We start from the raw sequence: 22,554 nt of genomic DNA on the forward strand, positions 1-22,554 counted from the left end.
CGGGAGGGAAAGCGAATGCATAAGCTGCTCAGAACAGCTTCTGTAGGCATTATTGCGCTACTTACATCGGGCCAGTTGCACGCCCAAACCTGGAAGCTGACGCCCGAGGAGGCGGCGAAATATGGCGCGAAAGCCGCGGCCGCGGAAACGCCCGCCGCCCCGAAAGCCGAGGCGCCTGTCGCCCCGAAGGCGGAGGCTCCCGCCGCTGTGAAAGTGGCCGCGCCGCTCGCCTATGACGAATTGCTGACCTTGTCGAAAGACCCCAAGCAGTGGGTCTCTCCGACCGGCGACTACGCCAATCTTCGCCACTCGGGCCTCAAGCAGATCACGGCGGACAACGTCGGAAAGCTCCAGCCGGCCTGGCAGTTTTCGACGGGCGTGCTGCGCGGCCACGAAGGCGCGCCGCTCGTTCTCAACAATGTGTCGGTCACCGACAGCTCCGGCAAGACCATCACGACCGACGTGATGTATCTGCATACGCCGTTCCCCAATATCGTCTATGCGCTCGACGCCAAGGATCCGGCTCACCAGATCCTCTGGAAATATGAGCCCAAGCAGGATCCGGCGGTCGTTCCGGTCATGTGCTGCGACACGGTCAACCGCGGCCTCGCTTACGGCGACGGCAAGATCTTCCTCGCTCAGGCCGACACCACCCTCGTCGCGCTCGACGCCAAGACCGGCAAGCTCGTCTGGTCGGTGAAGAACGGCGATCCGTCGAAGGGCCAGACCTCGACCGCCGCGCCGCATGTCTTCAAGGACAAGGTGTTCGTCGGCATCGCCGGCGGCGAGTTCGGCGTGCGCGGCCATATCACCGCTTACGACGTCAAGACCGGCAAGCAGGCGTGGCGCGGCTACTCCATGGGCCCGGACGCCGATACGCTGATCGACGCCGAGAAGACCACCCATCTCGGCCAGCCGGTCGGCAAGGACTCGGGCATCAACACCTGGCAGGGCGACCAGTGGCAGACGGGCGGCGGCACCACCTGGGGCTGGTATTCTTATGACCCCGAGCTGAACCTCGTCTACTACGGCTCCGGCAACCCCTCGACCTGGAACCCGAACCAGCGTCCGGGCGACAACCGCTGGTCGATGACCATCTGGGCGCGCGACCTCGACACCGGCAAGGTGAAGTGGCTCTACCAGATGACCCCCCACGACGAGTGGGACTATGACGGCATCAACGAGATGATCCTGGCCGACCAGGACTTCGGCGCCGGCAAGAAGGTCAAGACGCTCGTCCACTTCGACCGTAACGGCTTCGCCTATACGCTCGATCGCACCAACGGCGACCTGCTCGTCGCCGAGAAGTATGATCCGGCGGTGAACTGGGCGACGAAGGTCGATATGGACAAGTCGTCCAAGACCTACGGCCGTCCCCTGGTCGTCGACAAATATTCGACGCAGCACAATGGCGAGGACACGAACACCCAGAACGTCTGCCCGGCCGCTCTCGGCTCGAAGGACGAACAGCCGGCTTCTTTCGATCCGGCGACGGGCCTGTTCATGGTGCCGACCAACCACGTCTGCATGGACTATGAGCCGTTCCGCGTGTCCTACACGGCGGGCCAGCCCTATGTCGGCGCGACGCTGGAAATGTTCCCGGCCGGCAAGGTGCTGGGCGACGGCACGAACCACACCGGCAACTTCATCGCCTGGGACGCCCGGACGGGTAAGATCGTCTGGTCGAACAAGGAGCAGTTCTCGGCCTGGTCGGGCGCTGTGTCGACGGACGGCGGCGTGACCTTCTACGGCACGCTGGAGGGCTATCTGAAGGCGGTCGACACGAAGACCGGCAAGGAACTCTACAAGTATAAGACCCCGTCGGGCATCATCGGCAATGTGATCACCTATGAATCCGCCGGCAAGCAGTATGTGGCGGTTCTGTCGGGCGTCGGCGGCTGGGCGGGCATCGGCCTCGCGGCTGGTCTGTCGAAGTCGAACGAAGGCCTCGGCGCGGTGGGCAACTACGCCTCGCTCGCCAACTACACCGCCCTCGGCGGCGTGCTGACCGTCTTCGCCCTGCCCAACTAAGCAGAGCGTACCATTCGAAGATTGGCGCCCGGCGAAATTTCGCCGGGCGCTTTTTTATTGAGGATTCGCGCAGCGCGGCCCCCTCCCTGTCCCTCCCCCGCTTCGCGGGAGAGGGGACGCTCGCGATCAGCATTCTCTAAGAAGCCCACGGCCTGACTCCCTCTCCCGCGAAGCGGGGGAGGGTTGGGGAGGGGGCGCGCTAGCCCGCCCGCGCCTGCGGCGCCGTTGGCTCGTGCAACCCTTCGAGCCCCGCCGCCGGCTGCGTGGGCTCGGTCATGAACTGCGCCGCCGCCAGCGCCTCGAAGCGGCCGCCCTTGGCCACGAGCGTCTCGAAGGAGCCGCTCTCGACGATCTCGCCCTGATCGAAAACCAAAATGTGGTCGGCGTTGCGCACAGTGGCGAGGCGATGGGCGATGACGAAGGTCGTGCGCCCTCTCGTCGCCGCCTCCAGCGCCTTCTGAATCTGGCGCTCGGTCGTGGCGTCGAGCGCCGATGTCGCTTCGTCGAAGACGAGGATCGGCGGGTTTTTCAGCAAAGCGCGGGCGATGGAGAGGCGCTGGCGCTCGCCGCCGGAAAGCGAGCGGCCGCGTTCGCCGATGCGGGTGGCGCGACCGTCGCTCTGGCGGGAGACGAATTCCGACGCTTGCGCCAGCGCCAAGGCCCGCGCGATCTCGGCGTCCGTGGCGTCGGGGTTTCCGATGCGCAAATTCTCTTCGATCGTGCGGGCGAACAGCATCGGCTCCTGAAAGACCACGCCGATGTTGCGCCGCAGCGAGAGCAGAGTGAATTCCCTGATGTCGACGCCGTCGATCTTCACCGCGCCTTCCTCGGGATCGAAGACGCGATGCAGGAGTCCGAGCGTCGTCGACTTGCCCGAGCCCGTGGAGCCCACGAGCGCGATCGTCTGTCCGGGCTTGACGGAGAAGCTGACGTTCTTCACCGCCTTGCGGCGCCCATCATAGGAGAAGGTCACCTTCTCAAAAGCGACGGCGCCAGAGAGCCGCCCGGCGTCACGCGCGTCCGGCCGATCGGCCACCGTGGGCTGCGTGTCCAGAACGTCGAAAAACTCGCCGATCTTGGCCGACTGTTGAAGGAGGATATTGACGAATCCGACGACCTGCTCGAGCCGTCCGATCAGCATGGTCGCGAAATTCGTAAAGGTCACGATCTCGCCGATCGTCGCCATGCCATGCAGATGCAGCCACGTGCCGAGCAGGAAGATCGAGAGGATGGTGAGCGTCGCCGACGCCCGGCTCGCCGCCGCGACCAGCGCCCACCAGGAGAGCACCGGCATCTGTGCGGCGAGCAGGTCGTCGACAATGCGCTTCAACGCGCGGGATTCGCTCTCGACGCGCGTGAAGCTCTGGACGACCGGAATATTCCCCAGCGCGTCGGAGGCATGTTCCGCAAGCGCGGAGTTGATGCGCTCGACCTTTCCCTGCAGCCTCTCCGTGCGCCGGATGACAAAGCTCGTCGATACGTAAAAGGCGAGCACAAGGACGACCAGGAGCCCGCCCAGGCGCCAATTGAGAAGCAGGGTCGCTGGAAGCAGAATGAACAGCGCGACGAAGGAGGCGCAGTTCTCGCGGAAGAAAGAGAGCCAGAGGCTGAACATCGCCATGGCGCCGTCGAGCATGGTCTTGAGCAGACGCCCGGAGTGCACATTGGCGTGAAAGTTCAGCGGCAGGTTGAGAACATGCTCGAAATATTCGGACATGACGGCGACGCGGCGGCGGTGCGCAAGGCGGTCGGCGTTCAGCCCGACGAGTATCGCGCCGCCGATCGAGAACAGGCCGAAACCGGCCCAGGCGGCAAGGAGGGGCGCGAGATCGCTCCAGGCCACCGTCTGACCCGGCGCTTGCGTTTGCGTCATGCGGTCGATGATGCGGCCGAATAGAATTGGTTCGGCAAATTGCGCAATGGCGAGCGCCAGATTCGCCGCAACAAGGATGGAGGCGAGCCTGGCCTGGGGACGCAGTTGGCTCAGAACACGCGCGTAGATCTTGAGGATCGACATCTTTCGCCCGCTGTTTCGTTTTGGGATACCTCGCGGGTTCCCAGTCGCGCAAGCGCCCAGGCCGAGCCGGCGCGCGCTACTCGTCCTCGCCGAAGCGGTTGGCGACGAGCGCGTCGAGCGCCTCGATCGCTTCCTCGGCCTGAGGGCCGTTTGCAGTGACGGTGATCGTCGAGCCCTGGCCGGCGCCCAGCGTCAGAATGCCCATGATCGAGCTGCCCCCGACCGTCTCGCCGTCCTTGGAGACTGTAATCTCGGCGTCGAATTTTTCGCAGCATTGGACGAATTTCGCCGTCGCCCGGGCGTGGAGGCCTTTTTTATTGATAATCGGCAAATCGCGGGAGATGACGGCCTCGGCCGCCCGCTCATCAGCATTAGGCATAGGAAGATCGCTTCGCTAGGTTTCTCGGTAGGGGAGGGCTAGCTGAAAAAAGCGCTCTGGAAAAGGCCGCTCTGAGACGTCACTCGCGGCGCCACTTGGAGCGTCATTTGGGGTTGAGCACGCGGCTGGCGATATAGACATATTTCCGGCCGGCGTCCTGCGCCTGCAGAACCGCCTGCTCCAAAGTCGCGCTGTCCCGGACCGAGGCGAGCTTGATCAGCATGGGGAGGTTCACGCCGGCGAGAACCTCGACATTGCCGCCGTTCATCACTGAAATTGCAAGATTGGACGGCGTTCCCCCGAACATGTCGGTCAGCAGAACGACGCCGTCGCCGCTGTCGGCGTTATGGATAGCGTCGAGTATTTCGGCCCGGCGACGCTCCATGTCGTCCTCGGGGCCGATTGAAATGGAAACGAGCTGTTTTTGAGGACCCACGACATGTTCGAGCGCCGCGCGGAACTCCGTGGCGAGGTGGCCATGGGTCACCAAGACCATTCCGATCATTCGACCCTACCACTCATGAAGACGTCTCGCGCTACGCGATGGCCCCACAACGGGGGTTCCTACATAAGCTTGCCGTCGCTTCTCGTCCCCTGACGACAGCATATACAAGCTCAGCCGCCCCGCCCATCCTCTTTTTTCCTGGGCGCGCGTCAGGGGCGCCATTTTGTGCGTTGCGGCGAAATTCGCAAGCGAAAATCGCGATCGCATGTCAAATTGTCGCAATTGATTGAATGAAAAAGATGATTCGCGCAACTGAGACATCGCCGCAATCCGGCGTGCAGAGGCGTGGCAGAACAATCCCGTGCAGCGCGGCATATTTTTCCGCTTCCTGCGGCAGGCGCGCGGGGGGATCGTCGGGCGCGCAAAGATCGACAATGGCGTTCAGGACGCAGGCGGCCTCATAGTCGATGCGCGACAGCCCGTGGCCGCGGATTTCGATGACGCCGGCAATGGCCGGATGCGGCCGCGCGACGAGGCGTCCGTTCAACGCCTCCACACTCACCCGGTCGTCGCCGACAAGGCGGGCGAAATCGCCCTGCGACTGATAGCGCGAGATCAAAGCGAGGGTGAGCGCGCTTTTCCCGCTTCCGGAGGGGCCGCGCAGCAGCACCCCTGTCTCGCCCAGAACCAGCGCATTGGCGTGGATATATTGGGCGCTCATCGCGTCGCCGGCAGCCAGACCACAAATCGCGCGCCGAGCACCTTGTCGCCAGTCTCTGGCTCGTCGGTTCCGTCGGGATGCGCGAGGGTTCGGTTCAGCGCGCGAATGCGGCCGCCATGCGCCTCGATGATCTGCCGGGAAATGGCGAGGCCGAGGCCGGAATTCTGGCCGAAACCGTGCTCCGGCCGGTCGGTGTAAAAGCGCTCGAAAACGCGCTCGAAGGCGCCTTCGGGAATGCCGGGCCCGTCGTCGTCGACGATGATCTCATAGCCGTCGATCGGCGCGCCACCCGGGCCTTTGGCGCGTTCGGGCCAAAGGAGCACCCGCACGACGCCGCCGGGCTTCGAGAAAGAGCGGGCGTTGTCGATCAAATTGTTGAAAACCTGGCCCAGACGCGAGTCGTTTCCGGTCACCCGCCAGCGAATGCGGGGCTCGCTCGAAAGATGGCGGATGGTCAGCTCGGCCTTGACCCCGTCGCCGCGATCGACGGCGCGGGCCATGTCGACAACGGTAATGAGCGCCCTCGACAGATCGACGTCGCCCATATCGGCGCGCGCGAGCTCGGCGTCGAGACGCGAGGCGTCGGAGATGTCGCTGATCAGCCTGTCGAGGCGGCCGACGTCGTGCTTGATGATGGCGAGGAGCCGGTCGCGCGCAGACTCCGTCTTGGCGATGGGCAGCGTCTCGACGGCGCTGCGCAGCGAGGTCAGCGGGTTTTTCAGCTCATGCGCGACATCGGCGGCGAAATGCTCGATCGCCTCGATGCGATTGTAGAGCGCCGTCGTCATGTCGCGCAGCGCGCAGGAGAGATGACCGATCTCGTCCTGGCGGTCGGAGAAATCCGGGATCTCCTGACGCGACTTTGCGCCCCGGCGCACGCGCTCCGCGGCTTCCGCGAGCAGGCGCATCGGTTCGGTGATGGTGTTGGTGAAGAAGAGCGAAAGCAGCAGCATCACCCCCGCCGAGACGAGGAAGATGCGGATAATGCCCCAACGCTCCATCGCGATGATGGCGTCGATGTCGCCGCCCATGGTGGAGAGCAGCAGCGCGCCGCGCACCGAGCGGAAGCGCTGCACGGGGACGGCGACCGAGATGATGGTCTCGCCCTTGGCGTTGGCGCGCACGACCGAATGGGCGCGCGCTTCGAGCGCGCTCACGACTTCCGGATAGGTCTTGCCATTGCCCATGCCGATGTCTTCGTAAAGCGGCAGCTCGGGGCGGCGCGTCAACCTGCGCAGAAGGTCGAGGGTCTTTTGCAGGAAAGACGAGGCGTCGATGGTCGTCGTGTTGGGCGAGGGCGGGAGGTCGAAACGCAAAATATTGGAGCGCCCGGACACCGAGCGCGAGTCGAGCAGCAAATAGCCGTCGCGGTCATAGATGCGCGCGCGCAGCCGCGTCGGCGAGACGAGGCGGCGCAGCAGCGGGCCGACGCGTTCCGGATTGAGCGAAAACTCCATCGCCGGCTGGTCTTCGCCGGGGCTCGCGCTTTCACCCGGCGCGAGCCGTAGAAGCTTCTCCGGGTCGATGGTGATGGCGTCGGTGTCGACCGTCGCCGAGGCGGCGACGGCGGCGGCGATGATCTCGCCTTGCGTCTGCAGGCTCTGAACGCGCGCGTCGATCAGGCCTTCACGAAACTGGTTGAGATAGAGAAAGCCGCCAAGCAGCGCGACCAGCCCGCCGAGATTGAGGACGACGATGCGGCGCGTGAGCGAGGAGGAGAGATGCGACTGCGCCGCCCGCGACAGGCGTCGCAGGCGGATGTTCAGCGTGCGGGCGCGCCGCGCCGGCGGCCGGCCCTGGGTCTCGGCGCGCGCGGGGGCGTCGGCCGGGGTCTCGGGAGCCCCCGACGCAAGGACGTCGCCGGTCTCGGATGCGCTCATCGGCTGCGCGTCCCGTTACATTTCCTTGAAGCGATAGCCGACGCCGTAGAGCGTTTCGATCATCTCGAAATCCGTGTCGACAACCTTGAACTTCTTGCGCAGCCGTTTGATGTGGCTGTCGATGGTGCGATCGTCGACATAGACCTGATCGTCATAGGCGGCGTCCATCAGCGCATTGCGGCTCTTCACCACGCCCGGGCGCTGCGCCAGCGATTGCAGGATCAGGAACTCCGTCACGGTGAGCACCACCGGGTCGCCCTTCCAGGTGCAGGTGTGGCGCTCCGGGTCCATCACCAGCGCGCCGCGCTCCAGAACCTTGGCTTCGGTTTCCTTTTGCGCGGCGGCTTCCTTCGGGTTGGCGCGGCGCAGGATCGCCTTGACGCGCTCGACGAGGAGGCGCTGCGAGAAGGGCTTATGGATGAAGTCGTCGGCGCCCATCTTGAGGCCGAAGAGCTCATCGATCTCCTCGTCTTTCGAGGTGAGAAAAATCACCGGAAGGTCCGATTTCTGCCGCAAGCGACGCAGAAGCTCCATCCCGTCCATGCGCGGCATCTTTATGTCGAAGATGGCAAGATCGGGCGGATTGGCGCGCAAGCCGTCGAGCGCCTGGACGCCGTCCGTGTAGGTCTGAACGCGATAGCCCTCGCCCTCGAGCGCGATGGAAACCGAGGTCAGGATGTTGCGATCGTCGTCGACGAGAGCGATGGTCGGCATGAGCATCCTTTTGCTGTTGGCGGCGATGGGCGCTTGCGGCGCTCGCTGATCCTCCAGGATCCGCGAAAACTCCGGCAGCGCCCACGCTTTCGGGCGACGCCGTCCGTAACGCCCGGCGACTCTGCGGTTTTTCTCGATCCGATCAGAGTCCCGGCCCATCGCGGCTGAAATGTGGCCGATACAACGGCCAAAAACGCCTAATGCGCATCGAGGAGGCGCCTGTTCATCTCTCGAGCGCGTCTTTCGAACCCGCTCCAGTCTGCGACAGCCTTGCGCCTCTCTTATATACACATTTGGTCGGCAATGCGACCCGGCGCCTTTTTGAGTTAGAAATGCGGGCAAAATCATGACGCTAGAAAATGATACCGCGCCGCCGCGCGATCCGCGGCAGGATCCGGCCTTCGATCCGGTGGGTGAATCCAAGCGGCTTTTGCGCGCGATCCGAACCGCCACCCTGGCCACATTGACCGAAAGCGGCGCCCCCTTTGCGACATTGACGGCCATCGCCACGGATTACGACGGGACGCCGATCCTCCTCTTGTCGAAGCTCGCCCAGCACACGCGCAATCTCGAGCGGGACGGGCGCTGCTCGCTGCTCCTGGCCCAGGGCGGGCGGGGGGACCCGATGGCGCATCCGCGCCTGACGCTCGTCGCCCGCGCCGCGCGCACGCAAAGCCCTGCGGCGCGCGGGCGATTTTTACGCCGCAACCCCAAGGCGCAGCTCTACGCCGATTTTCCCGACTTTTCCTTCTGGCGGGCGGAGATCGAGGCCGTGCATCTCAACGGCGGCTTCGCCCGGGCTGCGGATTTCGGCCCTGGGCCGCTTTTGACCAACGTCGATAGCGCCGAGGCGCTGATCGCCGCCGAGGAAGATATTCTCCAACATATGAACGCCGACCACGCTGACGCGCTGGCGCTCTATGCGCAGAAGCTCGCCGGGGCCAAGCCCGGCCAATGGCGGGCAAGCGGGATCGACCCCGAGGGGCTCGACCTCGTCAGCGGCGACGAAACGGCGCGGGTGGCCTTTCCCAGAGCCGTGGAGACGCCGGAAGATGCGCGGCGGATGTTGGTCGAGTTGGCGCAGGTTTCGCGCAGTTGATGCAAGTTAAAAAGCGCGCCTGAAGGCGCGCGGTCCAAGCGCGCGCCCCCGGACCGCGCGCCTTCAGGCGCGCTCGTGTCTTCGCGTCCAGCCGTGTCAGAGCCCGGCCATCAGACCCGCAATCTCATCCTTCAACGCCAGGCGCTTCTTTTTCAGCGCCTCGACGGCCGCGTCGTCCGCCGGCTCGACCTCCGTCTCCATGCGATGAATCGTGCGGTTGAGGCTGTGATACTCTTCGGCAAGACGCGCGAAATGCGCGTTGCTGGCCTTCAATGCGTGGATGGCCTGCGCCTTCTCGGGAAACTCTTCGTGCAGTTCATGCGCGACATGGCTCATTTTTCTCTCCCTCTTAATTAAGCGCGTGACGCCTTGTGCGTCTCCCAACCAGTTTTACCGGCCGGCAAGGGCAAAGCCCAAGCCCTCGGGTCCTGCGGCGAAAGCGCGCAAGCGAGGCATTTAATTGACGGAAAACAAAAAGGCGGCGACGCCAGGCTGGCGCAAGCTTCTCGGCCCCGGCCTCGTCGCCGGCGCTGCGGACGACGACCCTTCCGGGGTCGCGACTTATTCGCAGGCCGGCGCCGCTTTCGGTTATGGCTTGCTTTGGGCCGTGATGCTGACGACGCCGCTGATGCTCGCCGTGCAGCTCGTGAGCGCCCGCATCGGCCGGATAACTGGCGCGGGCGTCGTCGCCAATGCGCGCGCGCATTTGCCGAGAGGCGTGGCGCACGGGCTCGTCGTGCTGATGCTCGTCGCCAATGTGGCCAATATCGCCGCCGATCTCGCGGCAATGGGCGAAGCGCTGAAGCTGATTCTGCAGGGCTCCCAGCGCAACTATGCGTTGGCCTTCGGCGCGGCCGGCCTTCTCGCTCAGGTCCTCGTGCCCTACCGGCGCTATGCGGGCTTCCTGCGCTGGTCGACGCTCGCGCTCTTCACCTATGTGGCGGCCGCCTTTGCCGTGGAGATCGACTGGCGCGCCGCCTTGCGCGGCGCCTTTCTGCCAAATGTCGGCTGGGGCCGCGAGGCGATGATGATGGTCGTCGCCGTTCTCGGCACGACCATCAGTCCCTATCTTTTTGTCTGGCAGGCCGCGCAGGAGATCGAGGAAATGAGGGTGGGGCACAAGGGCCCCTTGCGCGACGCCTCCGCGCGCAGAGAGTTGCGGCGGTTGCGCTTCTATACGGGCGTCGGCGTCATCCTCTCAAATCTTGTCGCCTTTTTTATCATGCTGACGACCGCCGCGACGCTCAACGCCCATGGCGTGTCGGGCATCGACACGGCGGCGCAAGCAGCGGAAGCCTTGCGGCCGCTCGCCGGCGACTTCGCCTTCTTTCTTTTTGCGCTCGGCATCATTGGCACGGGCTTGTTGGCCATTCCCGTCCTCGCCGGCTCCGCCGCCTATGCGGTCAGCGACGTGATCGGCGGAAAATTCAGCCTCGAGGCGCCCTTCGCCCGTGCGCCGGGCTTCTATGGGATCGTGATCATTGCAACGCTTTTGGGCGCGGCGCTGGATTTCACCTCGATACCGCCGATGCAGATGCTCTTGTGGACGGCGGTGCTGAACGGGATCATTGCGCCGCCCTTCCTATTTGCGATGATGATCGTCTCCGGAAACGCGCGAGCGATGGGCGCTCATGTTTCGCCGAAATGGCTGTCGGCGCTCGGCTGGATTGCTACGGCCGCGATGACGTTTGCCGTGCTATTGCTTGCAATTTCAACATTCGGGTTTGACCTTTGATAAGGTATAACCACGCTGCGGCGTTTGCCGAGAAAGACATTTGCGCCGGGCATGCCGCCACAGCCGATTTTTTCTTGGTTTCCGCTGAATCTTCGCTTGACGCGATGGCGAGCCGCGATTAGTTTCCGCCCACTTTCGACAGGCCGTAAGTTCACGCCGTTGATGAGCGCCTCGCTCTCGATCTTCCGAACTTAAACGCTGTCGCCTTGCCTGTGACCGCCAGTAAAGACCGGCTTCGGTCGGTTTGGTAATCATCCCGTCGCTTTGCGGCGACGGACAGGAAGGCACGATCCCGGGTCTCTCGGGGTCCTCTGCGTTAGGAGCGCCTTGGCCTTGCGGCCATCGGCGCTTCGCTCGTTTGCGCGTTTTTAAGTAATGCGCTCTCGGGTTCACCCGAACATCCGCCATTCGCGTCAGAAGCGAAGCGAAGGACTTTTTGATGCCGACGATCAGCCAATTGATCCGCAAGCCGCGTCACCCGAAGACGTATCGCGAAAAGGCCCGCCATCTCGGCGCCTGTCCGCAGAAGCGCGGCGTGTGCACGCGCGTCTACACCACGACGCCGAAGAAGCCGAACTCGGCGCTTCGTAAAGTCGCCAAGGTGCGTCTGACCAATGGCTTCGAGGTCATCGGCTACATTCCTGGCGAAGGCCATAACCTTCAGGAGCACTCCGTGGTCATGATCCGCGGCGGCCGCGTGAAGGATCTTCCGGGCGTTCGCTATCACATTCTGCGCGGCGTGCTCGACACGCAGGGCGTCAAGGACCGCAAGCAGCGCCGTTCGAAATACGGCGCGAAGCGTCCGAAGTAATCCGGCCGAAGTAGGGAGACACACATGTCGAGACGTCACCGGGCGGAAAAGCGCGAAGTCATCGAAGACGCCAAGTTTGGCGACATCGTTCTCGCGAAGTTCATGAACTCCATCATGTACGACGGCAAGAAGTCGGTCGCGGAAGCGATCGTTTACGGCGCGCTCGACCAGGTCGAGTCGAAGGCCAAGAGCGATCCGCTGGCGATCTTCCGTCAGGCGCTGGACAATGTTGCGCCGGCGATCGAGGTCCGTTCCCGCCGCGTCGGCGGCGCCACCTATCAGGTGCCGGTCGAAGTGCGCAACGAGCGCCGTCAGGCGCTGGCGATCCGCTGGATCATCACCGCGGCCCGCGCCCGCAGCGACAAGACCATGGTCGATCGCCTGTCGGCGGAGCTTCTCGATGCTTCCAACAATCGCGGCGCCGCCGTGAAGAAGCGCGAAGACACGCACCGCATGGCCGAAGCCAACCGCGCCTTCTCGCATTATCGCTGGTAAGCCCGAGCTCTCACGAGGACTATAGTCATGGCCCGCTCGCATCCGATCGAGGACTACCGCAACTTCGGCATCATGGCGCATATCGACGCCGGTAAGACGACGACGACGGAGCGCATCCTCTATTACTCCGGCAAGAGCCACAAAATCGGCGAGGTGCACGAAGGCGCCGCGACGATGGACTGGATGGAGCAGGAGCAGGAGCGTGGCATCACGATCACGTCCGCCGCGACCACGACCTTCTGGAACGGCAAGCGTCTGAACATCATCGACACTCCCGGCCACGTTGACTTCACCATCGAAGTCGAGCGTTCGCTGCGCGTGCTCGACGGCGCGGTTTGCGTTCTCGACGGCAACCAGGGCGTCGAGCCGCAGACCGAGACGGTTTGGCGTCAGGCCGACAAATACAGCGTGCCGCGCATCGTGTTCGTCAACAAGATGGACAAGATCGGCGCCGACTTCTATCGCTGCGCCGAAGAGATCAAGACCCGCGTCGGCGGCCGTCCGGTCTGCGTGCAGCTCCCGATCGGCTCCGAGAACAACTTCAAGGGCGTCATCGACCTGATCCGCATGAAGGCGGTCGTCTGGGAAGACGAGGGCCTGGGCGCGAAATATCACGATGAAGAGATTCCGGCGGACCTTCTCGACAAGGCCAAGGAATATCGCACGGCGCTGATCGAGGCGGCCGTCGAACTCGACGACGACGCCATGGCGGCCTATCTCGACGGCGTCGAGCCGGACGAAGCGACTCTGAAGACGCTGATCCGCAAGGCTGTGCGCGCCATCGTATTTCACCCGGTGTTCTGCGGCTCGGCGTTCAAGAACAAGGGCGTTCAGCCCCTGCTCGACGCCGTCGTGGACTTCCTGCCGTCGCCGATCGATCGCGAAGCGATCAAGGGCGTCGACATGGACACCGGCGCCGATATGGTCCGCAATCCGTCGGATAGCGAGCCCTTCTCCATGCTCGCCTTCAAGATCATGGACGACCCCTTCGTCGGCACCATCACCTTCGCGCGCGTCTATTCGGGCAAGATCGAGTCGGGCACGACCGTTCTGAACTCCACGAAGGACAAGAAAGAGCGCATCGGTCGCATGCTGCTGATGCACGCCAACAACCGCGAAGACATCAAGGAAGCCTATGCGGGCGACATCGTCGCGCTCGCCGGCCTCAAGGAAACCCGCACGGGCGATACGCTCTGCGATCAGCAGAAGCCGGTCATTCTGGAGCGCATGGAGTTCCCCGATCCGGTCATCGAGATCGCGATCGAGCCGAAGTCCAAGGCGGACCAGGAGAAGCTCGGCATCGCCCTGCAGAAGCTCGCGGCCGAGGATCCGTCCTTCCGCGTGTCGACCGACCAGGAGAGCGGCCAGACCATCCTCAAGGGCATGGGCGAGCTGCATCTCGACATCAAGGTCGACATTCTGAAGCGCACCTATAAGGTCGACGCCAACATCGGCGCGCCGCAGGTCGCCTATCGCGAGCGTCTCGGCAAGAAGGTCGAGATCGACTACACGCATAAGAAGCAGACCGGCGGCACCGGCCAGTTCGCGCGCGTGAAGATCATCTACGAGCCCAATGAAGCGGGCGCGGGCAATGAGTTCGAGTCGAAGATCGTCGGCGGCGCGGTTCCGAAGGAATACATCCCGGGCGTGGACAAGGGCATTCAGTCCGTCACGACCTCGGGCATCCTCGCGGGCTTCCCGGTCGTCGATCTCAAGGCGACGCTCATCGACGGCGCGTTCCATGACGTCGACTCGTCGGTTCTGGCCTTCGAAATCGCGTCCCGCGCGGCGACCCGTGAGGCCCTGCAGAAGGGCGGCTCGGTCCTGCTCGAGCCGATCATGAAGGTCGAAGTGGTGACGCCGGAAGAATACACCGGCTTCGTCATCGGCGATCTGAACTCGCGTCGCGGCCAGATCCAGGGTCAGGACATGCGCGCCAACGCCGTGGTCATCAACGCCATGGTCCCGCTCGCGAACATGTTCGGCTATGTGAACCAGTTGCGCTCCGGCACGCAGGGTCGCGCCAGCTACACCATGCTTTTCGATCACTACGAACAAGTGCCCGAGGCGGAGTCGAAGAAGGTCCAGGCGAAATACGCCTGATCTCACGAACGCACGGGTTAAACGGAACTCTCTAAAGGAGCACGGCAATGGCCAAGGAAAAATTCTCGCGCACCAAGCCGCACTGCAACATCGGGACGATCGGGCACGTCGACCACGGCAAGACGTCTTTGACGGCGGCGATCACCAAGGTTCTGGCGGAGACGGGCGGGGCGACGTTCACGGCCTACGACCAAATCGACAAGGCTCCGGAAGAGAAGGCGCGCGGCATCACTATTTCGACGGCGCACGTCGAATATGAGACGCAGAACCGCCACTACGCCCACGTCGACTGCCCCGGCCACGCCGACTATGTGAAGAACATGATCACCGGCGCGGCGCAGATGGACGGCGCCATCCTCGTGTGCTCCGCCGCCGACGGCCCGATGCCGCAGACCCGCGAGCACATTCTGCTCGCCCGTCAGGTCGGCGTGCCGGCGCTCGTCGTGTTCCTCAACAAGGTCGACATGGTCGACGATCCGGAGCTGCTCGAGCTCGTCGAGCTCGAAGTCCGCGAGCTTCTCTCGAAGTACGACTTCCCCGGCGACGACATTCCGATCGTCAAGGGTTCGGCGCTGTGCGCTCTCGAGAACAAGAATCCCGAGATCGGCCATGACGCGATCCTGAAGCTGATGCAGGAAGTCGATCGCTACATCCCGCAGCCGGAGCGTCCGAAGGATCAGCCCTTCCTGATGCCGGTCGAGGACGTGTTCTCGATCTCGGGCCGCGGCACGGTGGTGACGGGCCGCATCGAGCGCGGCGTGGTCAAGGTCGGCGAGGAAGTCGAGATCGTCGGCATCCGTCCGACGACCAAGACGACGGTGACCGGCGTCGAAATGTTCCGCAAGCTGCTCGATCAGGGCGAGGCGGGCGACAACGTCGGCTGCCTGCTGCGCGGCACGAAGCGCGAGGACGTCGAGCGCGGCCAGGTTCTGTGCAAGCCGGGTTCGGTGAAGCCGCATACGAAGTTCAAGGCTGAGGCGTATATCCTCACCAAGGAAGAAGGCGGCCGTCATACGCCGTTCTTCACCAACTATCGTCCGCAGTTCTACTTCCGCACGACGGACGTGACCGGCATTGTGACGCTCCCCGAGGGCGTCGAGATGGTGATGCCGGGCGATAACGTCACGATGGAAGTGGCTCTGATCGTTCCGGTCGCCATGGAAGAGAAGCTGCGCTTCGCTATCCGCGAAGGCGGCCGCACGGTCGGCGCGGGCGTCGTCGCTTCGATCATCGAGTAATTGAGCGGATCTGGACCGCGAGCCTTCTGGCTCGCTTGTGAAAAAACGATCGCGAGTCGGAAGGCTCGCGATCCAGAAGCGATCTTCCTGGATCGCGGTCCCAAAGGATGAAGCAATGAACGGTCAAAATATCCGGATTCGCTTGAAGGCGTTCGATCACCGGATTCTCGACACGTCGACCAAGGAGATCGTCTCCACGGCGAAGCGCACCGGCGCTCAGGTTCGTGGCCCGATTCCGCTGCCGACCAAGATCGAGAAGTTCACGGTGAACCGTTCGCCCCACATCGACAAGAAGTCGCGCGAGCAGTTTGAGATCAGGACGCATAAGCGCGTTCTCGACATCGTCGATCCCACCCCGCAGACGGTGGATGCGCTGATGAAGCTTGATCTCGCCGCCGGCGTCGACGTCGAGATCAAGCTCTAAGAACGGATTGGGCGGCGCGCTTTAGAGGCCGCCGCTTCGCGAAGGAATATTGAACATGCGGTCGGGCGTCATCGCGCAAAAGGTCGGAATGACCCGCGTCTTCACAGAGGCGGGCGAGCATGTGCCGGTCACGGTCCTGAAGCTGGACGGCTGCCAAGTCGTCGCTCAGCGGACCAAGGAGAAGAACGGCTACACCGCCGTTCAGCTCGGCATCGGCCGCGCCAAGGTGAAGAATGTGTCGAAGGCCGAGCGCACGCGCTTCGCCGCGGCGAAGGTCGAGCCGAAGCTGAAGCTCGCCGAATTCCGCGTCAACGAGGAAGCGCTGCTTCCCGTCGGCGCCGAGATCACGGCGGATCACTTCGTTGTCGGTCAGTTCGTCGACGTGACGGGCACCACGACGGGTAAGGGCTTCGCCGGCCCGATGAAGCGTTGGGGCTTCGGCGGTCTGCGCGCGTCGCACGGCGTGTCGATCTCGCATCGTTCGCACGGTTCGACCGGCGGCCGTCAGGACCCGGGTAAGACCTTCAAGAACAAGAAGATGGCTGGCCATATGGGCGTCGACCGCGTGACCACGCAGAATCTGCGCGTCGTGCAGACCGACGTCGAGCGCGGCCTGCTGCTCGTCGAAGGCGCCGTTCCGGGCGTCGCCGGCGGCTGGATTTATGTCCGCGACGCCGTCAAGCGCGCGCTCCCCTCAGACGCGCCGCAGCCGGGCAAGTTCCGCCTTGCCGACGCCGCCGCTCCCGCTCAAGAAGAAAACAAGGAGGACTGAGCCGTGAAGATCGACGTCACGTCGTTCGACGGCCAGGCGGCCGGTTCGATCGAACTTTCCGATGAGATTTTTGGCCTGGAGCCGCGCACGGACCTCATCCACCGGATGATCCGCTGGCAGCTCGCCAAGCGCCGCGCCGGCACCCATGCGGTGAAGAACCGCGCGGACATCGCCCGCACCGGCAAGAAGATGTATAAGCAGAAGGGCACCGGCGGCGCCCGCCACGGCTCCGCCCGCGTCCCGCAGTTCCGCGGCGGCGGCCGCGCTTTCGGCCCGCTCGTGCGCAGCCATGAGCACGACCTGCCGAAGAAGGTCCGCACCCTCGCGCTGAAGCACGCCCTCTCGGCCAAGGCCAAGGACGGCGGCATCATCGTCTGGGAAAAGGCCGAGCTCGAGGCCGCCAAGACGAAGGTTCTCGCCTCCGGCTTCGCCAAGACCGGCCTGCAGAACGCGATCATCATCGTCGGCGGCGCGCCGCAGCAGAATTTCGCGCTTGCCGCCCGCAACATCCCGCTGATCGACGTGCTGCCGGTCGAGGGCGTCAATGTTTACGACATTATCCGTCGCGAAAAGCTGGTCCTGACCCGCGAAGCGGTGGACGCGCTGGAGGCGCGCCTGAAATGAGCAAGGACGTGCGCCATTACGACGTGATCGTCGCCCCGGTCATCACCGAGAAGGCGACCATCGCCTCCGAGAACAACAAGGTGGTCTTCAAGGTCGCCAAGACCGCGACCAAGCCGCAGATCAAGGCGGCGGTCGAGGGTCTCTTCGACGTGAAGGTCGAATCCGTGAACACGCTTGTCCGCAAGGGCAAGGTGAAGGCGTTCCGCGGCGTGCGCGGCCAGCAGAGCGACGTCAAGAAGGCCGTCGTGACGCTTGCCGAAGGGCACAAGATCGACGTGACGACCGGACTGTAAGGAAGGCTTAGAGAACCATGGCGCTGAAGACATTCAAGCCGGTCACGCCGGGCCTTCGCCAGCTCGTCATCGTCGACCGCAGCGATCTTTATAAGGGCAAGCCCGTCAAAACCCTCACCGAGGGCAAGAGCTCCAAGGGCGGCCGCAACAATAACGGCCGCGTCACGGTTCGCTTCCGTGGCGGCGGACATAAGCAGACCTATCGCCTCGTCGACTTCAAGCGTCGTAAGCTCGACGTCGTCGGCAAGGTCGAGCGTCTGGAATATGATCCGAACCGCACGGCCTTCATCGCGCTCATCCGCTATGCGGACGACACGCTGGCTTACATCCTAGCGCCGCAGCGTCTGTCTGTCGGCGATGCGGTGGTCGCCGGCAATCAGGTCGACGTGAAGCCGGGCAATGCGATGCCGATCGCCAATATCCCGGTCGGCACGATCGTCCACAATGTCGAGATGAAGATCGGCAAGGGCGGCGCGATCGCGCGTTCGGCGGGCACCTACGCCCAGATCGTTGGCCGCGACCAGGGCTACGTCATCCTCCGCCTGAACTCGGGTGAGCAGCGCCTGGTCCACGGCCAGTGCTTCGCCACCATCGGCGCGGTGTCGAACCCCGACCATATGAACACCTCGATCGGCAAGGCCGGTCGTTCGCGCTGGCTTGGCCGTCGCCCGCATAACCGCGGCGTCACCATGAACCCGATCGACCATCCGCACGGCGGCGGCGAAGGCCGCACCTCGGGCGGCCGTCATCCGGTTACGCCCTGGGGCAAGCCGACCAAGGGCAAGAAGACCCGCAGCAACAAGTCCACCGACCGTTTCATTGTGTCCTCGCGGCACAATCGCAAGAAGAAGGGCTAATCCATGGCTCGCTCGATTTGGAAAGGCCCGTTCGTCGACGGCTATCTGCTGAAGAAGGCGGAAACCTCGCGCGCCTCCGGCCGCTCCGAAGTTATCAAGATCTGGAGCCGCCGCTCCACCATTCTGCCCCAGTTCGTCGGATTGACCTTCGGCGTGCACAACGGTCAGAAGCATATTCCTGTGAATGTCAGCGAAGACATGATCGGGCACAAGTTCGGCGAATTTGCTCCGACGCGCACCTTCCACGGCCACGCGGCGGACAAGAAGGCGAAGAGGGGCTAAGAAATGTCCAAAGAGGCTAACCCGCCCCGCGTCGCGGAGAATGAAGCGCGGGCCGTCGCGCGCATGATCCGCGTGTCGCCGCAAAAGCTCAATCTTCTTGCCCAGCTCATCCGCGGCAAGAAGGTCGACCGCGCGCTTGCCGATCTGGAGTTTTCCCGCAAGCGCATCGCGCATGAGGTGAAGAAGACGCTGGAAAGCGCCATCGCCAACGCCGAAAACAATCACGGCCTCGACGTCGACGATCTGATCGTCGCCCAGGCCTATGTCGGCAAGGCGCTGGTCATGAAGCGCTTCCACGCCCGCGCCCGCGGCCGCGCGAGCCGGGTCGAGAAGCCCTTCTCGAACCTCACGATCATCGTGCGCGAAGTCGAAGCGCAAGCGAACGCCTAAAGGATAACAACCATGGGTCAGAAGGTTAATCCGATCGGGCTGCGCCTCGGCGTCAATCGCACCTGGGACTCGCGCTGGTTCGCGAGCAAGGGCGAATACGCCAAGCTTCTGCACGAAGACATGAAGATCCGCGAGACGGTGGCCAAGACGCTGAAGCAGGCGGCCGTCTCCAAGATCATCATCGAGCGTCCGCACAAGAAGTGCCGCGTGACGATCCATTCCGCCCGTCCGGGCGTCGTGATCGGCAAGAAGGGCGCGGACATCGACAAGATTCGCAAGCTCGTCGCCAAGCTGACGGGCAGCGAAGTCGTGATCAACATCGTCGAAGTGCGCAAGCCGGAAACGGAAGCCGCGCTCGTCGCCGAGTCGATCGCGCAGCAGCTCGAGCGCCGTGTGGCTTTCCGTCGCGCGATGAAGCGCGCCGTTCAGTCGGCCATTCGTCTGGGCGCCCAGGGCATCCGCATCAATTGCTCGGGCCGTCTCGGCGGCGCTGAAATCGCCCGTCTGGAATGGTACCGCGAGGGCCGCGTGCCGCTGCATACGCTGCGCGCCGACGTCGATTACGGCGTCTCCACCGCGCATACCGCCTATGGCGCCTGCGGCATCAAGGTTTGGATCTTCAAAGGCGAGATCCTCGAGCACGATCCGATGGCGTCCGAGCGGCGCGCGGCGGAGCAGGCGTCTTCCGGCGACCATGGCGAGCGTGAACGCGGCGACCGCGGCGATCGCGACCGGCGTCGTCGTGAACCGCGCGAACCCCGCGGCGACGCTGCCTAAGGCGCAACAAACGATTTAAAGAGCACCCATCATGCTGTCACCCAAGCGCACAAAGTTCCGCAAGGCCTTCAAGGGCCGCATCCACGGCGTCGCGAAAGGCGGCTTCTCGCTGAACTTTGGTCAGTTCGGCCTGAAGGCGCTCGAGCCCGAGCGCGTCACCGCGCGTCAGATCGAGGCGGCCCGCCGCGCCATGACGCGCCATATGAAGCGCGCCGGCCGCGTCTGGATCCGCGTCTTCCCCGACGTGCCGGTCTCCACCAAGCCGACCGAAGTCCGCATGGGTAAGGGCAAGGGCGCTCCGGATTTCTGGGCCGTGCGCATCGCGCCCGGCCGCATCATGTTCGAAGTCGACGGCGTTCCGGCGGCGCTGGCCCGCGAAGCGTTGACGCTCGCGGCGGCCAAGCTGCCGATCAAGACCCGCTTCATCGAACGCATCGCAGAGTAAAGGGAGGACGACATGAAATCCAAGCAACGCCTCTCCGACATCAAGGCGATGACCGAGGACCAGCTCAACGACGAAGTGCTGAAGCTCAAGAAGGAGCAGTTCAATCTGCGCTTCCAGCGGGCGACCGGCCAGCTCGAGGACACCGCCCGCGTGCGCGTCATTCGTCGCGACATCGCCCGGATCAAGACCGTCGCCGCGCAGAAGAGCGCGGACAATCAAGGTTAAAGCCCAATGCCGAAGCGAATTCTCCAGGGCGTCGTCGTCAGCGACAAGCAGAACAAGACCGTGGTCGTGAAGGTCGAGCGCCGTTTCACGCACCCGCTGTTCCAGAAGACGGTGCGTCGCACGAAACATTATCACGCGCATGACGAAAACGGCGCCTTCAAGGTCGGAGACACGGTTTTCATCGAAGAAACCGCGCCGATCTCGAAATTGAAGCGCTGGCGGGTTGTGGAAACCGGCGCAACCGCGTAAATACCCCGCTCGAGCCGGCTGACAGAGGTCACGAAGCTTTTCGGACCCGGCCGCTCGTGCCCTGAAAAAACTGGCGCGCTTCTCGATCGCATGGACCATGCGATTTGGAAGCGCGCTGGAAGTTGGAAACAAAGGTTTTCCGGACGAAGTCGGTCGTCGCGATTGGGCGGGTCCGAAACCAGACCGGAGTGAAAGGCGGAAATGCCATGATTCAGATGCAAACAAACCTCGACGTCGCCGATAACTCCGGCGCCCGCCGCGTGATGTGCATCAAGGTGTTGGGCGGCTCGAAGCGGAAATATGCCGGCGTCGGCGACATTATCGTCGTGTCGATCAAGGAGGCGATTCCGCGCGGGCGCGTCAAGAAGGGCGATGTGCTGAAGGCCGTCGTCGTGCGCACCTCGAAGGACATCAAGCGGTCGGACGGTTCGGTGATCCGTTTCGACTCGAATGCTGCCGTTCTGATCAACAATCAGAAGGAGCCGATCGGCACCCGTATCTTCGGGCCGGTCCCGCGCGAGCTGCGCGCCAAGAACCATATGAAGATCATCTCGCTCGCGCCGGAGGTGCTGTAATGGCCGCCAAAATCAAGAAGGGCGACAAGGTCGTCGTTCTCGCCGGCCGCGACAAGGGCAAGTCCGGCCAAGTGCTGAGCGTGAACCCCGACGAGGGTCGCGCCATCGTCGACGGCGTCAATATGGTCAAACGCCATCAGCGCCAGACGAAGGACCGTGAGGCCGGCATCATCAACAAGGCCGCGCCGATCGACCTTTCCAATCTTGCGATCGCCGACCCCAAGGACGGCAAGGCGACCCGCGTGGGCTTCAAGATTCTCGACGACGGCCGCAAGGTCCGCGTCGCTAAGCGTTCCGGAGAATTGATCGATGGCTGAGGAAAAGAAAGCCAAGGGAGCCAAGGCGCCGAAGGCCGCCAAGGAAGCTCCGGCGGTCGCCGCCGTCGCTCAAGCGAGCATCGCCGGCTATACGCCGCGCATGCGGAAGCACTATGAAGAAGTCGTTCGCGGACAGCTCATCGAGCAGTTCGGCTACAAGAACGCGTTCGAAGTGCCGACCATCGAGAAGATCGTGCTGAACATGGGCGTCGGCGAAGCGGTCAACGACACCAAGAAGGTGACGTCGGCGGCTGGCGATCTCAGCCTCATCGCTGGCCAGAAGCCGGTCATCACCCGCGCCCGCAAGGCCATCTCGACCTTCAAGGTGCGCGAGAACATGCCGATCGGCGCGAAGGTGACCCTTCGCAAGACCCGCATGTACGAGTTCCTCGATCGTCTGATCACGATCGCGCTGCCGCGCGTGCGAGACTTCCGTGGATTGAACCCGAAGTCCTTCGACGGGCGCGGCAATTTTGCGCTCGGCATCAAGGAGCACATCGTGTTCCCTGAAATCGACTACGACAAGGCGGAGTCGATCCTCGGCATGGACGTGATCGTCTGCACGACGGCCAAGACCGACGACGAAGCGCGCGCTCTGCTGCGTGCGTTCAATTTCCCGTTCCGGCAGTGAGGGGTTAATCCCTCTCAAACGCGGA

The 22,554-nt window shown here is 63.7% G+C and carries 28 protein-coding genes; 21 read left to right on the top strand and 7 right to left on the bottom strand.

Going from position 1 to position 22,554, the window contains the following annotated elements; genetic code table 11:
* The first annotated feature begins 15 nt into the window (after positions 1-15).
* Positions 16-2,031: a methanol/ethanol family PQQ-dependent dehydrogenase gene (locus QNA11_RS16160; protein ID WP_283483813.1), complete on the top strand. Its 2,016-nt coding sequence runs from the start codon at positions 16-18 to the stop codon at positions 2,029-2,031.
* 199 nt (positions 2,032-2,230) lie between these two features.
* On the opposite strand, the gene QNA11_RS16165 is transcribed toward QNA11_RS16160, so the two are convergent.
* The 6 genes from QNA11_RS16165 to QNA11_RS16190 form a co-directional block, all read right to left on the bottom strand.
* A complete protein-coding gene (locus QNA11_RS16165; protein ID WP_283483815.1) occupies positions 2,231-4,048 on the bottom strand; it encodes a glucan ABC transporter ATP-binding protein/ permease in 1,818 nt (605 codons plus the stop codon).
* A gap of 76 nt (positions 4,049-4,124) precedes the next feature.
* On the bottom strand, positions 4,125-4,427 hold the full coding sequence (locus QNA11_RS16170; RefSeq protein WP_202071268.1) for an HPr family phosphocarrier protein: 303 nt from the start codon (positions 4,425-4,427) through the stop codon (positions 4,125-4,127).
* A 103-nt stretch (positions 4,428-4,530) separates the two neighbouring features.
* The gene (locus QNA11_RS16175; protein ID WP_202071269.1) at positions 4,531-4,932 is read right to left on the bottom strand and encodes a PTS sugar transporter subunit IIA; all 402 of its coding nucleotides are present in this window, start codon (positions 4,930-4,932) and stop codon (positions 4,531-4,533) included.
* 208 nt (positions 4,933-5,140) lie between these two features.
* Positions 5,141-5,593: an HPr kinase/phosphorylase gene (locus QNA11_RS16180; protein WP_283483816.1), complete on the bottom strand. Its 453-nt coding sequence runs from the start codon at positions 5,591-5,593 to the stop codon at positions 5,141-5,143.
* Positions 5,590-7,473: a sensor histidine kinase gene (locus tag QNA11_RS16185; protein ID WP_283483817.1), complete on the bottom strand. Its 1,884-nt coding sequence runs from the start codon at positions 7,471-7,473 to the stop codon at positions 5,590-5,592. Before QNA11_RS16185 ends, QNA11_RS16180 begins: the two co-directional genes overlap by 4 nt.
* Positions 7,474-7,488: 15 nt before the next feature.
* Complete coding sequence (locus QNA11_RS16190) at positions 7,489-8,187, bottom strand: response regulator transcription factor (RefSeq protein WP_202071272.1); 699 nt, start codon at positions 8,185-8,187, stop codon at positions 7,489-7,491.
* 346 nt (positions 8,188-8,533) lie between these two features.
* On the opposite strand from QNA11_RS16190, the gene QNA11_RS16195 reads away from it, so the two are divergent.
* Positions 8,534-9,286 (top strand): HugZ family pyridoxamine 5'-phosphate oxidase, encoded by a 753-nt coding sequence (locus tag QNA11_RS16195; protein WP_283483818.1) that lies wholly within the window; start codon positions 8,534-8,536, stop codon positions 9,284-9,286.
* Between the two features lie 96 nt (positions 9,287-9,382).
* On the opposite strand, the gene QNA11_RS16200 is transcribed toward QNA11_RS16195, so the two are convergent.
* Positions 9,383-9,622, bottom strand: coding sequence for an HP1242/YdcH family protein (locus QNA11_RS16200; RefSeq protein WP_202071274.1), 240 nt, complete (start codon positions 9,620-9,622; stop codon positions 9,383-9,385).
* A gap of 124 nt (positions 9,623-9,746) precedes the next feature.
* Between QNA11_RS16200 and QNA11_RS16205 the strand changes: the two genes are divergently transcribed.
* From QNA11_RS16205 to rplE, 19 genes are all read left to right on the top strand, one after another.
* The gene (locus QNA11_RS16205) at positions 9,747-11,021 is read left to right on the top strand and encodes an NRAMP family divalent metal transporter (RefSeq protein ID WP_283483819.1); all 1,275 of its coding nucleotides are present in this window, start codon (positions 9,747-9,749) and stop codon (positions 11,019-11,021) included.
* 439 nt (positions 11,022-11,460) lie between these two features.
* Positions 11,461-11,832 carry a 30S ribosomal protein S12 gene (rpsL, locus tag QNA11_RS16210; RefSeq protein WP_026015930.1) on the top strand — a complete coding sequence of 124 codons (372 nt, stop codon included), beginning with the start codon at positions 11,461-11,463 and terminating at the stop codon, positions 11,830-11,832.
* Positions 11,833-11,856: 24 nt separating this feature from the next.
* The gene (rpsG, locus tag QNA11_RS16215; protein ID WP_202071276.1) at positions 11,857-12,327 is read left to right on the top strand and encodes a 30S ribosomal protein S7; all 471 of its coding nucleotides are present in this window, start codon (positions 11,857-11,859) and stop codon (positions 12,325-12,327) included.
* 27 nt (positions 12,328-12,354) lie between these two features.
* A complete protein-coding gene (fusA, locus tag QNA11_RS16220) occupies positions 12,355-14,430 on the top strand; it encodes an elongation factor G (protein WP_283483820.1) in 2,076 nt (691 codons plus the stop codon).
* A 47-nt stretch (positions 14,431-14,477) separates the two neighbouring features.
* Positions 14,478-15,668, top strand: coding sequence for an elongation factor Tu (gene tuf, locus QNA11_RS16225; RefSeq protein ID WP_202071278.1), 1,191 nt, complete (start codon positions 14,478-14,480; stop codon positions 15,666-15,668).
* A 115-nt stretch (positions 15,669-15,783) separates the two neighbouring features.
* Positions 15,784-16,092, top strand: a complete 309-nt coding sequence (rpsJ, locus tag QNA11_RS16230) for a 30S ribosomal protein S10 (protein ID WP_003613511.1) — start codon at positions 15,784-15,786, stop codon at positions 16,090-16,092.
* Positions 16,093-16,147: 55 nt separating this feature from the next.
* Positions 16,148-16,864, top strand: coding sequence for a 50S ribosomal protein L3 (gene rplC / locus QNA11_RS16235; RefSeq protein WP_281929298.1), 717 nt, complete (start codon positions 16,148-16,150; stop codon positions 16,862-16,864).
* 3 nt (positions 16,865-16,867) lie between these two features.
* Positions 16,868-17,488, top strand: coding sequence for a 50S ribosomal protein L4 (rplD, locus tag QNA11_RS16240; RefSeq protein WP_202071280.1), 621 nt, complete (start codon positions 16,868-16,870; stop codon positions 17,486-17,488).
* On the top strand, positions 17,485-17,781 hold the full coding sequence (locus QNA11_RS16245; protein WP_202071281.1) for a 50S ribosomal protein L23: 297 nt from the start codon (positions 17,485-17,487) through the stop codon (positions 17,779-17,781). Before rplD ends, QNA11_RS16245 begins: the two co-directional genes overlap by 4 nt.
* Positions 17,782-17,798: 17 nt before the next feature.
* The gene (rplB, locus tag QNA11_RS16250) at positions 17,799-18,638 is read left to right on the top strand and encodes a 50S ribosomal protein L2 (RefSeq protein WP_165054988.1); all 840 of its coding nucleotides are present in this window, start codon (positions 17,799-17,801) and stop codon (positions 18,636-18,638) included.
* 3 nt (positions 18,639-18,641) lie between these two features.
* Positions 18,642-18,920, top strand: coding sequence for a 30S ribosomal protein S19 (gene rpsS, locus QNA11_RS16255; protein WP_016917716.1), 279 nt, complete (start codon positions 18,642-18,644; stop codon positions 18,918-18,920).
* A 3-nt stretch (positions 18,921-18,923) separates the two neighbouring features.
* Positions 18,924-19,310 (top strand): 50S ribosomal protein L22, encoded by a 387-nt coding sequence (rplV, locus tag QNA11_RS16260; RefSeq protein ID WP_202071283.1) that lies wholly within the window; start codon positions 18,924-18,926, stop codon positions 19,308-19,310.
* 12 nt (positions 19,311-19,322) lie between these two features.
* On the top strand, positions 19,323-20,087 hold the full coding sequence (gene rpsC / locus QNA11_RS16265) for a 30S ribosomal protein S3 (protein ID WP_202071284.1): 765 nt from the start codon (positions 19,323-19,325) through the stop codon (positions 20,085-20,087).
* Positions 20,088-20,118: 31 nt separating this feature from the next.
* On the top strand, positions 20,119-20,532 hold the full coding sequence (rplP, locus tag QNA11_RS16270; RefSeq protein ID WP_165054996.1) for a 50S ribosomal protein L16: 414 nt from the start codon (positions 20,119-20,121) through the stop codon (positions 20,530-20,532).
* A 12-nt stretch (positions 20,533-20,544) separates the two neighbouring features.
* Positions 20,545-20,757, top strand: a complete 213-nt coding sequence (gene rpmC, locus QNA11_RS16275; RefSeq protein ID WP_202071285.1) for a 50S ribosomal protein L29 — start codon at positions 20,545-20,547, stop codon at positions 20,755-20,757.
* 6 nt (positions 20,758-20,763) lie between these two features.
* A complete protein-coding gene (gene rpsQ, locus QNA11_RS16280) occupies positions 20,764-21,006 on the top strand; it encodes a 30S ribosomal protein S17 (protein ID WP_202071286.1) in 243 nt (80 codons plus the stop codon).
* 206 nt (positions 21,007-21,212) lie between these two features.
* Positions 21,213-21,581, top strand: coding sequence for a 50S ribosomal protein L14 (gene rplN, locus QNA11_RS16285; RefSeq protein WP_138166882.1), 369 nt, complete (start codon positions 21,213-21,215; stop codon positions 21,579-21,581).
* On the top strand, positions 21,581-21,898 hold the full coding sequence (gene rplX / locus QNA11_RS16290; protein WP_281929294.1) for a 50S ribosomal protein L24: 318 nt from the start codon (positions 21,581-21,583) through the stop codon (positions 21,896-21,898). Before rplN ends, rplX begins: the two co-directional genes overlap by 1 nt.
* A complete protein-coding gene (rplE, locus tag QNA11_RS16295) occupies positions 21,891-22,529 on the top strand; it encodes a 50S ribosomal protein L5 (RefSeq protein WP_281929293.1) in 639 nt (212 codons plus the stop codon). The genes rplX and rplE overlap by 8 nt, the downstream gene beginning before the upstream one ends.
* Positions 22,530-22,554 lie beyond the last annotated feature (25 nt).

This window comes from Methylocystis sp. JR02, assembly GCF_030063565.1.
Classification (GTDB): Bacteria; Pseudomonadota; Alphaproteobacteria; order Rhizobiales; family Beijerinckiaceae; genus Methylocystis; species Methylocystis iwaonis.

What these genes read in the sequence shown, in the direction of transcription:
- QNA11_RS16165 (WP_283483815.1), bottom strand. Translation starts at nt 4,048, where the DNA reads ATGTCGATCCTCAAGATCTACGCGCGTGTTCTGAGCCAACTGCGTCCC.
- rpmC (WP_202071285.1), top strand. Translation starts at nt 20,545, where the DNA reads ATGAAATCCAAGCAACGCCTCTCCGACATCAAGGCGATGACCGAGGAC.
- QNA11_RS16245 (WP_202071281.1), top strand. Translation starts at nt 17,485, where the DNA reads ATGAGCAAGGACGTGCGCCATTACGACGTGATCGTCGCCCCGGTCATC.
- rpsQ (WP_202071286.1), top strand. Translation starts at nt 20,764, where the DNA reads ATGCCGAAGCGAATTCTCCAGGGCGTCGTCGTCAGCGACAAGCAGAAC.
- rplN (WP_138166882.1), top strand. Translation starts at nt 21,213, where the DNA reads ATGATTCAGATGCAAACAAACCTCGACGTCGCCGATAACTCCGGCGCC.
- QNA11_RS16160 (WP_283483813.1), top strand. Translation starts at nt 16, where the DNA reads ATGCATAAGCTGCTCAGAACAGCTTCTGTAGGCATTATTGCGCTACTT.
- rpsJ (WP_003613511.1), top strand. Translation starts at nt 15,784, where the DNA reads ATGAACGGTCAAAATATCCGGATTCGCTTGAAGGCGTTCGATCACCGG.
- fusA (WP_283483820.1), top strand. Translation starts at nt 12,355, where the DNA reads ATGGCCCGCTCGCATCCGATCGAGGACTACCGCAACTTCGGCATCATG.
- rplE (WP_281929293.1), top strand. Translation starts at nt 21,891, where the DNA reads ATGGCTGAGGAAAAGAAAGCCAAGGGAGCCAAGGCGCCGAAGGCCGCC.
- rpsS (WP_016917716.1), top strand. Translation starts at nt 18,642, where the DNA reads ATGGCTCGCTCGATTTGGAAAGGCCCGTTCGTCGACGGCTATCTGCTG.
- tuf (WP_202071278.1), top strand. Translation starts at nt 14,478, where the DNA reads ATGGCCAAGGAAAAATTCTCGCGCACCAAGCCGCACTGCAACATCGGG.
- rpsG (WP_202071276.1), top strand. Translation starts at nt 11,857, where the DNA reads ATGTCGAGACGTCACCGGGCGGAAAAGCGCGAAGTCATCGAAGACGCC.
- QNA11_RS16180 (WP_283483816.1), bottom strand. Translation starts at nt 5,593, where the DNA reads ATGAGCGCCCAATATATCCACGCCAATGCGCTGGTTCTGGGCGAGACA.
- QNA11_RS16195 (WP_283483818.1), top strand. Translation starts at nt 8,534, where the DNA reads ATGACGCTAGAAAATGATACCGCGCCGCCGCGCGATCCGCGGCAGGAT.
- rplV (WP_202071283.1), top strand. Translation starts at nt 18,924, where the DNA reads ATGTCCAAAGAGGCTAACCCGCCCCGCGTCGCGGAGAATGAAGCGCGG.
- QNA11_RS16170 (WP_202071268.1), bottom strand. Translation starts at nt 4,427, where the DNA reads ATGCCTAATGCTGATGAGCGGGCGGCCGAGGCCGTCATCTCCCGCGAT.
- rplB (WP_165054988.1), top strand. Translation starts at nt 17,799, where the DNA reads ATGGCGCTGAAGACATTCAAGCCGGTCACGCCGGGCCTTCGCCAGCTC.
- QNA11_RS16190 (WP_202071272.1), bottom strand. Translation starts at nt 8,187, where the DNA reads ATGCCGACCATCGCTCTCGTCGACGACGATCGCAACATCCTGACCTCG.
- QNA11_RS16175 (WP_202071269.1), bottom strand. Translation starts at nt 4,932, where the DNA reads ATGATCGGAATGGTCTTGGTGACCCATGGCCACCTCGCCACGGAGTTC.
- rplX (WP_281929294.1), top strand. Translation starts at nt 21,581, where the DNA reads ATGGCCGCCAAAATCAAGAAGGGCGACAAGGTCGTCGTTCTCGCCGGC.
- QNA11_RS16200 (WP_202071274.1), bottom strand. Translation starts at nt 9,622, where the DNA reads ATGAGCCATGTCGCGCATGAACTGCACGAAGAGTTTCCCGAGAAGGCG.
- rpsL (WP_026015930.1), top strand. Translation starts at nt 11,461, where the DNA reads ATGCCGACGATCAGCCAATTGATCCGCAAGCCGCGTCACCCGAAGACG.
- rplC (WP_281929298.1), top strand. Translation starts at nt 16,148, where the DNA reads ATGCGGTCGGGCGTCATCGCGCAAAAGGTCGGAATGACCCGCGTCTTC.
- QNA11_RS16185 (WP_283483817.1), bottom strand. Translation starts at nt 7,473, where the DNA reads ATGAGCGCATCCGAGACCGGCGACGTCCTTGCGTCGGGGGCTCCCGAG.
- rplP (WP_165054996.1), top strand. Translation starts at nt 20,119, where the DNA reads ATGCTGTCACCCAAGCGCACAAAGTTCCGCAAGGCCTTCAAGGGCCGC.
- rpsC (WP_202071284.1), top strand. Translation starts at nt 19,323, where the DNA reads ATGGGTCAGAAGGTTAATCCGATCGGGCTGCGCCTCGGCGTCAATCGC.